The organism is Bradyrhizobium stylosanthis (assembly GCF_001641335.1).
Taxonomy (GTDB): Bacteria; Pseudomonadota; Alphaproteobacteria; order Rhizobiales; family Xanthobacteraceae; genus Bradyrhizobium; species Bradyrhizobium stylosanthis.
The window spans coordinates 151,176-165,938 of record NZ_LVEM01000002.1; the positions used below are offsets into that span (position 1 = coordinate 151,176).

Below are 14,763 nucleotides of genomic sequence, written 5' to 3' on the forward strand. Positions count from 1 at the left end.
CGAGAGCGCGGGCACGCATCCTCAATCCGTCATCGCCATGGCGCGCAGCGCCTGGCGTTCGCGCGCGCTGAGCTTTTCCGTCTCCGACTTGAGCTGGCCGCAGGCGGCGAGGATGTCGCGGCCGCGCGGGGTGCGCACCGGCGAGGAATAGCCGGCATTGAAGATGTATTCGGAGAATTTTTCGATCTGGTCCCAGTCCGAGCATTCATAGGCCGTGCCGGGCCAGGGATTGAACGGGATCAGGTTGATCTTGGCGTGAATGCCCTTGAGCATCTTCACCAGCAGCTTGGCATCGTCGAGCGAATCGTTGACGCCCTTGAGCATCACATATTCGAAGGTGATGCGGCGCGCGTTGGAGGCGCCGGGATAGTCGCGGCAGGCCTGCAACAGCTCCTTGATCGGATATTTGCGGTTGAGCGGCACCAGCTCGTTGCGCAATTCGTCGCGCACCGCATGCAGCGAGATCGCGAGCATGACGCCGATCTCCTCGCCTGCACGCACGATGTTCGGCACCACGCCCGAGGTCGACAGCGTGATGCGGCGGCGGGAGATGCCGATGCCTTCGTTATCGCCGACGATCAGCAGTGCATCGCGCACCGCGTCGAAATTGTAGAGCGGCTCGCCCATGCCCATCATCACGATGTTGGTGACGCGGCGCGTGCCGTCCTCGCGATCGGCCCAATCGTTCAGGCGGTCGCGTGCGACCATGATCTGGCCGACGATCTCGCCGGCGGTGAGGTTGCGCACCAGGCGCTGCGTGCCGGTGTGGCAGAACGAGCAATTCAGCGTGCAGCCGACCTGCGAAGAGACGCAGAGCGTGCCGCGGTCGGTCTCGGGGATGTAGACGCACTCGACTTCATGCGCCTTCTCGACATTGTCGCCGCTCGGCAGACGCAGCAGCCATTTGCGGGTGCCGTCGTTGGAGATCTGCTCGGCGACGACTTCGGGCCGATCGACCGTGAAGTGCTGCGCGAGCTCGGCGCGAATGCCCTTCGAGATCGAGGTCATGTCGTCGAAGCTCTGGGCGCCGCGGAAATAGAGCCAGTGCCACAGCTGCTGCACGCGCATCTTGCGCTGCGCGGGCGCAACGCCGATCTCGCCGAGGCGATCGGCCAGCTCGCTGCGCGACAGGCCGATCAGCGACGGTTTCGCCGGCGGTACATAGACTTCGAGCGGAGTCTTCTCCACCAGTGTTGCGTTGTGCGGCTCGGTCGTCGGTTGCATTTATGGGCCTAAGATCACTGCTGTCTGAACTCGTCATGCCCGGGCTTGACCCGGCATCCACGTCTTTCCTCGGTCGCGGCAACGCGTGGATGGCCGGGACAAGCCCGGCCATGACGGCGAAAAATCTGGAACCGCCCCTATATAGCAACCGGAACCGCCGATTGCGACCTTATCGCCCTCAGCCTTAACGCCTAGGCGTTACCGCCTACAATCCTGGGCGATCTTGTCGAGCGCCTGGGCGAGGCCCTTCAGCGAAAACGTGTCGGTGGTCTCCGTACCCTTGGCCGAGACGCCCTTGACCACGAGATCGGCGGATTTGCGCATGGCCTCGACCATCCGCTCCTCCTCGGCCGCGTTCTTGATCCAGAGGCCGTCGCCCTGCGTGTACATCGCAAAAGCGGCGCCGCCGACCTCGACCGATGATTCCGAGCCCGGCTTCAGCGCGTAGCCGATCATGACCGAGACTTCGTTGTTCACCTTTTCCGCCGGCCGGGTCGAAACGAACGCATAGGCGGGATCGCGCGGCCGATTCGGCGGGTTGGTCTTCGAGGACGAGGGTTTGGCCAGCGCGAAGCAGACCTTCTTGCCGTTGGGCGTCGCCGAATAGGCGCCCCAGGTGCCGAACTGGCCGATCAGCGTGGGCTCCGCGCCACCCGCAACCGCGACGGCCGGGCCCGCCGGCTTGCTCTCGGGCTTTGCAGCGGTCTTGGCCGCCGTGTTGGCTGCCGGTGCAGCGGCTTTGGGTGCTGCAGCCTTGGGCGCTGGTTGCGCCGTCTGAGCCCGCGCGGAATCAGTGATTCCCCACGCCGCCACGCCCATCATCAAAGCCAAAGATAGCACCCGCCACATGGTGGAGTGGTTCCCTCAATATTGTGACTGGAAGATGGCCCGGCCGCGCTTTGTCCCCGGTGCAGGGATAGCCGGGAAAGTCCAATTTGGGAAGGCAGTTAGCGGGTCAGCCTTTGGATCGCGCGGCGCGCTGGGCGGCCCATTGCGCGTCGGTCCAGCCGAGCAGGTCCTCGGCGCCGGAACTGCGCAAATGCGCGCCACCGTCGATCACCACCATCTCGCCGTTGATGTAACCCGCACGATCGGAGACCAGGAAGCTGGCGAGGTCGGCGAGCTCGCCGTGCTCGCCGGTACGGCCGAGCGGATTGCGCGCGGTCCACCCCTCGTCGCGGCCTTCGGGGCGGAGCTGGTCCGATGCGCCCGATGTCGGGAACGGACCCGGCGGGATCGCGACGGTGCGGATGCCCTTCGGGCCCCATTCCACGGCAAGACTTTTGGTCATCGCCAGCACCGCCGATTTCGCCATCGCCGATGGCACGGTGAAGGCGCGGCCGGTGATGGTGGAGGTCGAGAGGATCGAGAGCACGACGCCGCCATGCCCACCCTCGATCCAGCGCTTGCCGGCGGCGAGCGTGCAGTACATCGCGCCGTGCAATGTCGGCGCGAGGATCGCGTCGGCCGCGCGGAAGGAGAGATGCTCGCTCTGCGCGATGAAGGTCGCGGCAGCATTGTTGACGAGAATGTCGAGCGCCGCCTCGCGCCAGATCGTGTCCATCATGCCGTCCACGGCGGCGCCGTCGCGGATATCGCAGGCGATGGTGGTAACCTTGCCGCCGGTCTGTTCGCGCATCTCGTTCGCAGTTGCCTCGAGCCGCTCGTGCTTGCGGCCGCAGATCACGAGCTCGGCGCCGAGCGCGAGGAAGCGGCGCCCCATCGCAGCGCCGAGACCCGAGCCGCCGCCGGTGACGAGGATGCGCTTGTCCCTGAGCAGACCCGTTTCAAACATCGTTTGAATCCCTTTCTTCCCGCGGGTTTCGTCATTGCGAGGAGCGAAGCGACGAAGCAATCCAGACTATTTCCGCAGGACGGACTCTGGATCGCTTCGCTGCGCTCGCGATGACGCGAGAATAGGCCTGCGCATCATTCCGGGCAAAGAATCCGGATTGTCGCCCGTGGCTAAATCCGGCAAAACCGACCCAACTATAATTCCACTCGAAACGCCCCAAGGTGCCGCCATGAAAGCCATCCTCTGCTCGCAATATTGCCAGCCCGACGATCTCGTCCTGGCAGACGTGCCGGATCCTGTGGCGGGTCCCGGCGAGGCCGTGATCGCGATCAAGGCGGCGGCGCTGAACTTCTTCGACATCCTGATGATCCAGGGCAAGTACCAGATCAAGCCGCCGTTCCCGTTCTCGCCCGCTGCGGAAGTCGCCGGCGTGATCGAGAGCATCGGCCCCGGCGTGACCGACCTCAAGGTCGGCGACCGCGTCGTCGCCTCCTGCGGCCACAACGGCGCGCGCGAGAAGATCGCGCTGCCGGCGGCCTCGATCGTCAAGATCCCCGACAATCTCGACTATGACCGCGCGGCCGGCATCATCATCATCTACGGCACCGCGCTGCATGCGCTGGAGGATCGCGCCAGCCCGAAGCCGGGCGAGACGCTCGCGGTGCTGGGCGCCGCCGGCGGCACCGGCCTTGCCGCCTGCGAGCTCGGCAAGCTGATGGGCCTGAAGGTGATCGCCTGCGCCTCCTCCGACGAGAAGCTCGAATTCGCGAAGAAGCATGGCGCCGAGCTGACGCTGAACTACGGCAAGGAAGATCTGAAGGAAGGCCTGCGCAAGCTGACGGACGGCAAGGGCGTCGACATCATCTTCGATCCGGTGGGCGGTGCCTATGCCGAGCAGGCGCTGCGCTCGATCGCCTGGGAAGGCCGCTTCCTGGTGATCGGCTTTGCCGCCGGCGACATCCCGAAGATGCCGCTGAACCTCGCGCTCTTGAAGGGCTGCGACATCCGCGGCGTGTTCTGGGGCGCCTGGACCAGGCTCAACCCGGCCAAGAACCGCGCCAATCTCGAGAAGCTCGTGAAGTGGACGGCGGAAGGAAAGATTTCATCGCATGTCGACCGCACCTTCCCGCTGGCACAGACCGCGGATGCGCTGAAGGTGCTGGCGGGACGCCAGGCCATGGGCAAGGTGATCCTGCATCCGTGAGGATGCGAGGCACGCCATCGCCACACGCTCGCTGTCGTCGCCCGGCCAGTGCGCAATTGCGCACTAGGACCGGGCGATCCAGTATTCCAGAGACATCAGTGATTTAGCCGAGACGCCGCGGGCGGCACGGGCAACTCACGCTTCTCGCGCGACAGCGGCCCTCGCGCGCATGGTAAAATCCCCTCAACCATTGCGGCCAAAATTGCGGTGCATTCCGCCGCCTCGCCGTAATCAAACCCAAATATCTCCAGATTCGCGCAAACGGCCGTCGTTTTTTGGGCTGAATCGGACGGCGATTTACCGGTTCCAGTTTGCGGGGCGCTTCTGGACAAAAACAAGAAGACTGAAGCCGGGACTGCCCCTGCGTTGCGTCAGTAATGGGGAGCATCACACCATGGAGACGACGGCCTACCGTCCGTCGAAGGAGTCGCGCGCGCTCGACTCCGATCGATCTGCATCACACTCGTCCACCGCGGACTACATCCGTGCGCGCGCCAGGCGCGCCGATCTTCCGCAGGACGATCCAATTCCGCTGTTCCTCTCCGACCCGCTCGGAGCGCCCGACCCGCGGGAATATGCGCCGATGGCACTGCGTTCCAGAACCTGGATCGCGTATCGCGTTGCCGCTGCCGGGCTTGCGATATCCGCCGCGGCGATTGCGGCCGTGCTGTTTCAATCCGATCTGCGCAGCCTCGCCGCCAACATCGGCGGCAATTCTCCAGATGCAGCTTCCGAGCAGGCGGCGGCGGTCGTGAATGCGCCCGCTGCACGTCAGACCCCGCTGAAGGATCCGGCCCGCGTGACCAACGCGATGCTGGCGAGCGCCGACAAGCAGGAGCTTCCGGCGCCTTCGACACCAAGCCGCGAGGCGATTGCGACCGCCTACCAGACCGCGCTGCAAGCCCAAACCCAAAGCCAACCTCCAGTGCAGGTCCAAGCGCCGACGCCGGCGCCCGTGCCCGTGGCGGCGCAGCCGGCACCGCCCGAGCCGGCCAGGACGCTCGACGCCGACACGCTGGCAGGGCTGATGACGCGCGCCAGAAGCCTGATCGGCGTCGGCGACATCGCCGCCGCGCGCCTGCTGCTCGAACGCGCCGCCAATGCAAAAGACGCAACGGCCGCGCTGCTGCTGGCGCAGACCTATGATCCGGCCGTGCTCGGCACCAGCGATGCGCGAAGCGTGACGGCCGACGCGGCAGCCGCCCGCGACTGGTACCAGCGCGCGGCCACGCTTGGATCGGCGGAGGCGCGCCAGCGCCTCGCCCGGCTCTCGAACTAGACCACGTCAGAGGACATCATGCGTAACGCTTTGAAAGTGGCGCTTGCCGCCATCATGACGATCTGTGCCGTCGCCGCTCGCGCCGAGCAGACCGAATACGATCCGGCCAAGGTCTCGGACAGCCTGAAGGCCATCTTCCAGTTCGGGTCGAGCTCGACCAAGCAGTCGCTGAACGCCAACACCGTCACGCTGATCACGGGCACGATCGGCGGCACCTATGTGCAGTTCGGCGCCGACCTTGCCTCGGTGCTCGACGACGGCAACAAAATCCGCGTGCTGCCGATCGTCGGCCGCGGCTCGGTGCAGAGCGTCGCCGACATCCTGTTCCTGCAGGGCGTCGATCTCGGCGTGGTGCGCGCCGACACGCTCGACTATCTCGAGCGCAAGGGCTTTGCTAAGGACATCAAGCGGCAGTTCACCTATGTGACGAAGCTGTACAACGAGGAGATGCAGGTGATCGCGCCGAAATCGGTGGCGACACTCAGGGATCTCGAAGGCAAGACCGTCAGCGTGGACCTGCCGAACGGCGGCACCTTCGTCACCGCGCTCACCGTGTTCGAGCGGCTCGGGATCAAGGCGAAGTTCGTCTATGTCGAGCAGCGCATCGCGATGGAGAAGCTGAAGGCCGGCGAGATCGACGCGGTCATCGTGGTCGGCGGCAAGCCGTACAAATCGGTCTCGACCTTCGGCAATGACGGCCGCTTCCATCTCGCCAAGGTGGACTACGCCAAGCCGCTGCAGAGCGACTATCTGCCGGCGACGCTGACGGCCAAGGACTATCCGAACCTGATCAAGGAGGGCGAGAGCGTGGACACGATCGCGGTGCCCGCGGTGCTCGCGGCCTATAATTGGGCGCCCAACACCGAACGTTATCGCAAGCTCGCGCTGTTCGTGGACGCGTTCTTCACGAAATTTCCGGCACTGCAGAACCCGCCGTTCCATCCCAAATGGAAGGAGGTCTCGCTCGCGGCGCCGCTATCCGGCTGGAACAGGTTGCCGGTGGCGCAGCAATGGCTCGACAAGCACGGCGTCGAACCGGTGACGCGGCAGCGCTTCGAGGCGTTCCTGAAGCAGAGCCCGAACGCTGGGCAGGTCTCCGACGCGGACAGGGAGACGCTGTTCAAGCAGTTCCAGGCCTGGGACGCGGACAAGGCGCGCGCGGAGAAGAGGTAGAGGTTGTCGCGAGCAGCGAAGCAGCGCAAGCACCGTCCACACGCGAGCTGTCATCGCCCGGCCAGTGCGCAATTGCGCACCAGGACCGGGCGATCGAGTATTCTGAGATGGTTGCGATTGATCGATAGGCCGCGGCGTACTGGATTCCCCGCCTTCGCGGGGAATGACAGTGGAGGGCGGGGCGACAGCGGCTAAGCCGCTTCCGCATCCACCTCCGCGTCTCCCACACCCCGCTTCAGCGCGGCGCGGGCGGCTTCGCGGTGTTCGGGCGTGATGTGAGTGGCGACCATGCGGATGGCGGTGGCGAGCACGGCGGCGTCATCGGTGAAGCCGAGGATCGGCATCACGTCGGGGACGAAGTCGAGCGGCAGGATGAAATAGGCGATGGCGCCCAGCAGCGATGCCTGGACATGGCGCGGCGTCTGCAGGTCGAACGCGCAGTAGTAAGCCGCGAGAAGATCCTCGGCGAACGGCAGCTGTGCGGCGACGCGCTTCAGCTTGCGCCAGAAGCGGCGGCGCACGCTCTCACGATCTTCCGCGAGCCGATCGGCCGGCTCGAAGCCGACGCTGTGCTCGGCAGCCATGCTCCAACTCTCCGTTCATCCAAGGGGCGGCGGATCGCCGCATGCCCTGCTGATCACAAGATGGGGATGCGGCCCATCGCTGCAAGATGTCAGCCTGGTGTCAGCTAGGCCGTAGACCTAGCAATGGCGTTCATCGCCTTGGCGAGCTCGATGTCGAGCGCCGTGACGCCGCCAGCATCATGGGTCGACAGCACCACCTCCACGGTCTTGTAGACGTTACGCCATTCGGGGTGATGGTCCATTTTCTCGGCGACCAGCGCCGCGCGGGTCATGAATCCGAAGGCCTCGTTGAAATCCTTGAAGACAAGGGTCTTTGCGATCGCGTCGCGCCCCCCGACTTCGGTCCAGCCCGGGATACCACCCAGGGCCTGCTTGCGTGCGTCCGCCGCCAGCCGTTCTGCCATGATCGTCTCCGTGCTTCAGGGGAACTTTTACCCTAACACAGTGCTTACGGTCCCGGTTCACGGGGTTTCTCGCCGATCCGCTAACCATGACGGAGATGTAACCCCGGCGGACAGGAAATTTGCTACAATTGTGGGCCTAAATTGCCGGCCGAGATGAAGCTGAGCCTGAAACGCCTGTTTGGGAGATCGATGACCGGGGGTCTGGACCTGGCCGAAGCGCCCTCTCCGCCTTCGCCGCGATCCGCGGCGCGGAAGACGGCGCTCGTGTCTCTGGCGCTGGTGCTTGCCATCATCGGCGCGCTCGCCGGCGGCTATTATTTCGCGATGCGCCCCGTGACGCTGAAGATCGCGGTCGGCCCCGCCAACAGCGACGACGTCAAGGTCGTGCAGGCGCTGACGCAGGCCTTCTCCCAGAACAAGAGTCAGGTGCGGCTGCGCCCGATCCAGACCGACGGCGCCACAGCAAGCGCCGAGGCGCTCGCCGAGGGCAAGGTCGATCTCGCCATCGTGCGCGGCGACGTCGACGTGCCGAAGAACGCACAGGCGGTCGCCACCCTGCGCAAGAACGTCGTGGTGCTGTGGTCGGTCCAGGGCAAGGGCAAGAAGAAGGGCCCCAAGATCACCAAGATCGCGCAGCTCGCCGGCCATCGCGTCGGCGTGGTCGGCCGCACCCAGGCCAACGTCAATCTGCTCAAGGTGATTTTGCAGCAATACGGCGTCGATCCGGCCAAGGTCGACATCATCCAGTTTCCGGCCAACGAGGCTGCCGAGGCGATCAAATCCCAGAAGGCCGACGTCTATCTCGCCGCCGGTCCCGTCAACAGCAAGATCACGGCGGACGCGATCGCCGCTTCCATCAAGGATTTCGGTGCGCCGACCTTCCTCGCCATCGATTCCGCGGATGCGATCGCGCAGAACCATCCGGTCTATGAAGCCTCCGAGATTCCCGCCGGCACCTATGGTGGCTCGCCCGCCCGCCCCGAGGACGAGGTCAAGACCATCAGCTTCTCGCACCACATCGTGGCGCGAAAAGGCGTGTCCGAAACCACCATCGCGGCGTTCACGCGCCAGCTGTTCGCCGTGCGCCAGCAATTGGTGACCGAATTCCCACTCGCGGCGAAGATCGAAACGCCCGACACCGACAAGGACGCGGTGATCCCGGTGCATCCTGGCGCCGCCGCCTTCGTCGACGGCGAGGAGAAGACCTTCCTCGACAAATACAGCGATTACATCTGGTGGGGCCTGATGGCGCTGTCCGCCATGGGCTCGCTCGGCGCCTGGTTCGCCGGCTATCTGAAGAAGGACGAGCGCGACAACAACAGCCATCTGCGCGAGCGGCTGCTGGACATGATCGCCGCCGCGCGCAAGAGCGAGACGACCGAAGAGCTCGACCAGATGCAGGCCGAGGCCGACGAGATCCTGCGGGACACGCTGCGCTGCTTCGATCACGGCGCGATCGAGGAGGGCTCGCTCGCGGCCTTCAACATCGCGCTCGACCAGTTCCACGCCGCCGTCGCCGACCGCAAGGCGGTGCTGTTCAGCCTGCAGCAGAACCTGCAGCGTACGGGCGCGCAATTCAGGGCCGCCGGCAACGCGTAAGCCGGCCTGCGTTATTGCTGCGTCACATTGTCTCAATATAGCTTCCGCCGTCATTCCGGGGTGCGCAGAGCGCTAACCCGGAATCTCGAAATTCCGGGCCTGGTGCTCGCGCACCATCCCGGAATGACGGTGCGAGACCGGCACAAGTCAGCCAGCGAGCCAGCCATGAACATCAAATTCTCCCGCCGCCGCTTCCTCTCCACCGGGGCCGGCGCGCTCGGCGCTGTCGCGATGCCTTATCTGTCGCGCGCGGCCGATCGGCCGGCGGTCACCCATGGCGTACAGTCGGGCGACGTCACCGTCGACGGCGGCGTGGTCTGGGCGCGCGCCGACCGCCCCTCGCAGATGCTGGTCGAAGTGGCGACAACGGACTCCTTCAAGGACGCCCGCGCGCTGCCGCCGATCGCAGCGCTCCCCGAGAGCGACTTCACCGCGAAGATGCTGATCGAGAACCTGCCCGGCGGACAGGATATCTTCTATCGCGTGCGCTTCCGCGATCTCTCCCACAGCGCGATCGAGGGCGAGGCTGTGGTTGGCCGCTTCCGCACCGCGCCCGCCGACCGCCGCGACGTCAGCTTCGTCTGGGGCGGCGACGTCGCAGGCCAGGGCTGGGGCATCAATCCCGATGACGGCGGCATGTTCACCTTCTCCGCAATGCGCAAGCACCGCCCGGATTTCTTCCTGCACTCGGGCGACACGATCTATGCCGACGGGCCCATTGCATCCGAGGTGAAGCTCCCCGACGGCAAGATCTGGAAGAACGTCACCATTCCGGAGAAGGCCAAGGTCGCCGAGACGCTCGACGAATATCGCGCCGCGCACAAATACAATCTCACCGACGACAATCTCCGCGCCTTCAATGCCGAAGTGCCGATCTTCGTGCAGTGGGACGACCACGAGGTGACCAACAACTGGTCGCTGTCGAAGGATCTGCCGGCGGCCTACAAGGTGCGCGACATCGAGCTGCTCGCGGCCCGCGCGGGCCGCGCCTTCCACGAGATGTACCCGATGCGCGAGAGCATCAATGAGCCCGGCCGCGTCTATCGCCAGATCTCGTACGGTCCGCATCTCGACGTGTTCGTGCTCGACGAGCGCAGCTATCGCGGTCCCAACGGCGCCAATCTCGAAACCGCCTACGGTCCGGCGAGCTACTTCCTCGGCCCGGACCAGATCGCCTGGCTCAAGCGCGGCCTTTTGAATTCGCGTGCGACATGGAAGGTGATCGCGTCGGACATGCCGATCAGCCTCGTCGTCGCGGACACGCCGCAGGGCGGCTCGGAGGCCGTTGCGCAGGGCGATGGCCCGGTGCGCGGCCGCGAGTTCGAGATCGCCGACATCCTCCGCTTCATCAAGACGGCGCCGGTCAGCAACACGGTGTGGCTGACAGCGGATGTGCATTACGCCGCCGCGCATTACTACGATCCGAACAAGGCGCAATTCCAGGAATTCGAGCCGTTCTGGGAGTTCGTCTCCGGCCCGCTGCACGCCGGCACGTTCGGACCGAACGCGCTCGACAACACGTTTGGGCCCGAGGTCCGCTTCGTCAAGGCGCCGGGCAAGGACAACCAGAACCTTGCGCCCTCCGCCGGCATGCAGTTCTTCGGTCACGTCAAGATCGACGGCGCCTCCGGCCGGATGACGGTGACCTTGCGCGACCGCGCCGATGTCGCGCTGTGGTCCACCACGCTCGATCCGAAGCAGGCCTGACCGCTAGCCGCCGGCTCAGACCTGGAGCGCCGCCTCCAGCGCGTCGCTCGAGCACGGCTTCTGCAGACGCGGCTGGCCGGCAAACTCGGGCGGAATCCGCGCGTCGGCACCGTAGCCGGTGACGAACACGAACGGGATGTTGAGTGCGACCAGCCGCTCGGCGACCGCAAAGCTCTTCTCGCGGATCAGCTCGACATCGAGCAGCGCAAAGTCGGGAGCCCGCTTCGCGATCGCGTCCAATGCCTGCGTCACCGAGCCGACGGTCCGCACGCTCGCCACCCCGAATCCGGTGAGACGATCCTCGAAATCGATCGCGATGATCGGGTCGTCCTCGACGATCAGAACATCGGCCGGGCGGCCTGAGCCATTGGGAAATACAGGTGCCATGATCGCATCTTGTGTGGGGGTTTTCGGATCAGGACTGCCGCGACACGATGCCTGCGCCCAGCGCATCGGAGGGTTCCCGGAACGAAACCCACCACATCGCAGTTCTTCCGTCTGTCCACTTGTGCACACAGGAAGTGGGAGGAACTCGCTAATGTGGAGAGGAGGACAGGGGGTCACGATGGATGCGCGGATCGACAAGACGAGCGAGGTCGAAAGCCGACCGGCCAACAATCTGCTGCGGCGCCTGAGCCCGGCGGACTATGCCCTGCTCGCGCCCCACGTGACCGTCGAAGACACCGCCGCAAGCCATTTGCTCTACAATCCCGGTGACGACGTCCAGGTCGTCCATTTCCCCTGCGGACCGTCATTGGCGACCTTTCTGGTGCCCAATGAGGACGGCCGCGACGTCGAGACAATCCTGGTCGGCCGCGAGGGCGCGGTCGGCGGCATCGTCAGCGAAGGATTCTTGCCCGCCTACACCCGCATCTGCGTCAAGTTCGGCGGCCCCTTCGCGCGTATTCATGTCGCCAAGCTCGAAGCAGCCAAGCTGCGCTCGGCGTCGCTGCGCAACATCTTTGCCCGCTACGCCGACTGCCTGCTGGCGCAGATCTTCCAGTCCACCGCCTGCAACGCCATCCACTCGATCGAGCAGCGCACGGCGAAATGGATCCTGGCCGCGATGGAGCGGACCGGCGACGAGAGCAGCGTGCCGCTGACGCATGAGCAGCTCGCGACGCTGCTCGGGGTCGGGCGCAGCTATGCCAGCCGCGTGCTGCAGTCGTTCAGGACCGAAGGCGTGCTCGATACGCGACGCGGATCGATCCTGGTCCGCAACCGGGACGGCCTGCGCCTGCGCGCCTGCCTGTGCAACGAGGCCGTGAAGATGCACTTCGAGGAAGTGCTGCGCGGCGTGTACCCGACCGAGGAGCGGCAGGCGGGGTAGAGGCTACGTCTTTCTTCCTTCTCCCCTTGTGGGAGAAGGTGGCGCGGAGCGCCGGATGAGGGGTTCTCTCCGCGAATTCAACGCTCAAGACTCGCGTGCCGAAAGATACCCCTCACCCCAGCGAGCCTGTGTCTGCGAGCGGAGCTGCCCTCTCCCGCAAGGGGAGAGGGCACAAAAATGCGCGGCGCGCTGTTTTGAACGCGACCGTGCTATACTCTCCCCGCATGAGCGGGGCCTTCCTTCACACTGTCTTCGACATCGCGGCGTGGCTGGCGGCGGCTGGCGCCGTCTACTGGCTGTCGCGACAGGGCCTGCGGTTTCCGGCGCAATCCTTCGAGCTGCCCTATGTCGCCGCGCTGGTGTTCGGCGCAGGCCTTGGCGCCTATCTGTTCGGATCCGCCAATCTCTGGCTGTCGGGCCAGAGCGGCATCGCGCGCTCGGTCGAAGGTGCGCTGGCCGGCGGCATCGTGGCGATCGAGCTCTACAAATGGTCCGCCGGGATCACGGTGCGGACCGGCGCGCGCTTTGCGCTGCCGCTGGCTCTGGGCATCGCGATCGGGCGGCTCGGTTGCTACTTCGCAGGCCTCGACGATTTCACCTATGGCACGCCGACGACGCTGCCGTGGGGCCATGATTTCGGCGACGGCGTTCTGCGCCATCCCGTGCAGCTCTATGAGAGCGCAGCGATGGCCTTGTTCGCGCTCGCCTATGTGCTGGCGGCCTTGAACCGGAATGCGTTCGCGATCACCAATGGTTTCTACCTGGTTCTCCTCTATTATGGGTCGCAGCGCTTCCTGTGGGAATTCCTCAAGCCCTATGGCGCGCTGATCGGCCCCTTCACGCTGTTTCACCTGCTGTCGCTGTCCATCCTGCTCTACGCCGCCGTCATGCTGGCGACGGCGCCCAAAGCGAGACGCTTGCAAAACGAGTTACTTGCATGAACGCGCCGTTGCGTAAGTCGCGTCCCTACATCTTCTGGGGCCAGACTCAATCTCTCTGCGAAACCTGCCTGAAGCTGGTGCCCACCAAGATCCAGATCCTCGACAACGAGGTCTGGTACGAAAAGCGCTGCAGGGAGCACGGCGTCCAGTCGACGCTGGTGTCGACGGATGCCGCCTATTGGCGCCTGTGCAAGGATTTCATCAAGCCCGGCGACCGGCCGCTGCAATTCCAGCACCGCACCGAATTCGGCTGCCCCTATGATTGCGGCCTGTGTCCCGACCATGAGCAGCATTCCTGCCTGGCGCTTATCGAGATCACCGAGCACTGCAACCTCACCTGCCCGGTCTGCTTCGCCGATTCCGCGCCGGCACGAACGAAATTCACGCCGCTCGCGACGGTCGAGAAGATGCTCGACGCGCTGGTCGCCAGCGAAGGCGAGCCCGACCTGGTGCAGCTGTCCGGCGGCGAGCCGACGCTGCATCCGGATTTCTTCGAGATCCTGGACGCCGTGCGTGCCCGCCCGATCCGTCACGTCATGATCAACACCAACGGCCTGCGCATCGCCCGCGAAAAGGATTTCGTGGCGCGGCTCGCCGAGAACAGGCGCGGGCTCGAGGTCTATCTCCAGTTCGATTCGCTTCAGCGCGATGCGCTGGTCAATCTGCGCGGCGCGGATTTGCGCAAGATCCGCCAGCAGGCGCTGGAAAATCTCGAGCATTACGGCGTGTCGACCACGCTGGTCGCGACCATCAAGCGCGGCATCAACGATGCCGAGATCGGCGACATCGTCCGCCACGCCCTCACCTGGAAGTGCGTGCGCGGGGTCACGCTGCAGCCGGTGCAGGATGCCGGCCGCAACGAGAATTTCGACAAGACCACCGACCGCATCATGCTGTCGGAGATCCGCAACCGCGTCGTCGAGACCGGCGTGTTCGGCGACAAGGACATGATCCCACTGCCCTGCAACCCCGAAAGCATCTCGATCGGCTACGGCCTGCGCAATGGCGAGAAGGTGCTGCCGTTGACCTCGCTGATCCCGCAGGAGCAGCTCGTTGCGGTGATGCCCAACACCATCAGCCCGGAAAAATATCCGATGCTGCGGGAGAAATTCGTCGACCTGTTCTCGCTGTCGTCGGGGCCTTTGAACACGAGCGAGCGGGTCTGCGAGCTCTTGTGCTGCCTGCCGAGCTTTCAGGTGCCGGAAGGGCTCTCTTACGAAAACGTCTTCCGCGTCACCATCGTGCAGTTTCTCGACCGCTTCAATTTCTGCGTCGGCAACGTCAAGCGCAGCTGCATCCATTTCGTGACCGAGCAGGGCGCGATCATTCCGTTCGACACCTACAATCTGTTCTACCGCAACGGCAAGATCGACGGCATCCGCGCGGAGCTGGCCGGGCAGACCTATCGGGAAGCGAGGCAGGGCGAGGACGTGCCGCGGTGAGCGATACCGGTGCGCCCCCTCCGCCTGATCCTTCCCAGCCGCGAGCCCCGCCCGCGATAGATTCGCCCAGAGGCTGTCTGA

General features: G+C 65.1%; 14 protein-coding genes. 8 read left to right on the forward strand and 6 right to left on the reverse strand.

Annotated elements, in window-relative coordinates; genetic code table 11:
• Nucleotides 1-21: 21 nt before the first annotated feature.
• From rlmN to A7X65_RS12600, 3 genes are all read right to left on the reverse strand, one after another.
• Nucleotides 22-1,224, reverse strand: coding sequence for a dual-specificity RNA methyltransferase RlmN (gene rlmN / locus A7X65_RS12590; protein WP_063685155.1), 1,203 nt, complete (start codon nucleotides 1,222-1,224; stop codon nucleotides 22-24).
• 198 nt (nucleotides 1,225-1,422) lie between these two features.
• Entirely contained in the window at nucleotides 1,423-2,073 is a 651-nt protein-coding gene (locus tag A7X65_RS12595; protein ID WP_063685157.1) for an invasion associated locus B family protein, read from the reverse strand.
• A gap of 106 nt (nucleotides 2,074-2,179) precedes the next feature.
• Nucleotides 2,180-3,019 carry an SDR family oxidoreductase gene (locus tag A7X65_RS12600; protein ID WP_063685159.1) on the reverse strand — a complete coding sequence of 280 codons (840 nt, stop codon included), beginning with the start codon at nucleotides 3,017-3,019 and terminating at the stop codon, nucleotides 2,180-2,182.
• A 229-nt stretch (nucleotides 3,020-3,248) separates the two neighbouring features.
• On the opposite strand from A7X65_RS12600, the gene A7X65_RS12605 reads away from it, so the two are divergent.
• The 3 genes from A7X65_RS12605 (at nucleotide 3,249) to A7X65_RS12615 (ending at nucleotide 6,675) form a co-directional block, all read left to right on the forward strand.
• Entirely contained in the window at nucleotides 3,249-4,223 is a 975-nt protein-coding gene (locus tag A7X65_RS12605; protein ID WP_063685161.1) for an NADPH:quinone oxidoreductase family protein, read from the forward strand.
• A 394-nt stretch (nucleotides 4,224-4,617) separates the two neighbouring features.
• On the forward strand, nucleotides 4,618-5,502 hold the full coding sequence (locus A7X65_RS12610) for a hypothetical protein (protein ID WP_063685163.1): 885 nt from the start codon (nucleotides 4,618-4,620) through the stop codon (nucleotides 5,500-5,502).
• An 18-nt stretch (nucleotides 5,503-5,520) separates the two neighbouring features.
• Complete coding sequence (locus A7X65_RS12615) at nucleotides 5,521-6,675, forward strand: TAXI family TRAP transporter solute-binding subunit (RefSeq protein WP_063685165.1); 1,155 nt, start codon at nucleotides 5,521-5,523, stop codon at nucleotides 6,673-6,675.
• Between the two features lie 191 nt (nucleotides 6,676-6,866).
• Here A7X65_RS12615 and A7X65_RS12620 read toward each other — a convergent pair whose 3' ends face one another.
• Both A7X65_RS12620 and A7X65_RS12625 read right to left on the reverse strand, forming a co-directional pair.
• Nucleotides 6,867-7,259, reverse strand: a complete 393-nt coding sequence (locus A7X65_RS12620) for a YkvA family protein (protein ID WP_063685167.1) — start codon at nucleotides 7,257-7,259, stop codon at nucleotides 6,867-6,869.
• Between the two features lie 104 nt (nucleotides 7,260-7,363).
• Nucleotides 7,364-7,663 carry a 4a-hydroxytetrahydrobiopterin dehydratase gene (locus tag A7X65_RS12625; RefSeq protein ID WP_063685169.1) on the reverse strand — a complete coding sequence of 100 codons (300 nt, stop codon included), beginning with the start codon at nucleotides 7,661-7,663 and terminating at the stop codon, nucleotides 7,364-7,366.
• Nucleotides 7,664-7,816: 153 nt separating this feature from the next.
• On the opposite strand from A7X65_RS12625, the gene A7X65_RS12630 reads away from it, so the two are divergent.
• Entirely contained in the window at nucleotides 7,817-9,262 is a 1,446-nt protein-coding gene (locus A7X65_RS12630; protein ID WP_063685171.1) for a TAXI family TRAP transporter solute-binding subunit, read from the forward strand.
• A gap of 165 nt (nucleotides 9,263-9,427) precedes the next feature.
• A complete protein-coding gene (locus A7X65_RS12635; protein ID WP_167358240.1) occupies nucleotides 9,428-10,969 on the forward strand; it encodes an alkaline phosphatase D family protein in 1,542 nt (513 codons plus the stop codon).
• 15 nt (nucleotides 10,970-10,984) lie between these two features.
• Here A7X65_RS12635 and A7X65_RS12640 read toward each other — a convergent pair whose 3' ends face one another.
• Nucleotides 10,985-11,356: a response regulator gene (locus A7X65_RS12640; protein WP_063685175.1), complete on the reverse strand. Its 372-nt coding sequence runs from the start codon at nucleotides 11,354-11,356 to the stop codon at nucleotides 10,985-10,987.
• Nucleotides 11,357-11,534: 178 nt separating this feature from the next.
• Here A7X65_RS12640 and A7X65_RS12645 point away from each other — a divergent pair, with 178 nt between their 5' ends.
• The 3 genes from A7X65_RS12645 to A7X65_RS12655 all read left to right on the forward strand — a co-directional run bounded on the left by A7X65_RS12645 (nucleotide 11,535) and on the right by A7X65_RS12655 (nucleotide 14,682).
• Nucleotides 11,535-12,299 (forward strand): Crp/Fnr family transcriptional regulator, encoded by a 765-nt coding sequence (locus A7X65_RS12645; RefSeq protein ID WP_063685177.1) that lies wholly within the window; start codon nucleotides 11,535-11,537, stop codon nucleotides 12,297-12,299.
• A 224-nt stretch (nucleotides 12,300-12,523) separates the two neighbouring features.
• On the forward strand, nucleotides 12,524-13,240 hold the full coding sequence (locus A7X65_RS12650; RefSeq protein WP_063685179.1) for a prolipoprotein diacylglyceryl transferase: 717 nt from the start codon (nucleotides 12,524-12,526) through the stop codon (nucleotides 13,238-13,240).
• On the forward strand, nucleotides 13,237-14,682 hold the full coding sequence (locus A7X65_RS12655; RefSeq protein ID WP_063685181.1) for a radical SAM protein: 1,446 nt from the start codon (nucleotides 13,237-13,239) through the stop codon (nucleotides 14,680-14,682). The genes A7X65_RS12650 and A7X65_RS12655 overlap by 4 nt, the downstream gene beginning before the upstream one ends.
• Nucleotides 14,683-14,763 lie beyond the last annotated feature (81 nt).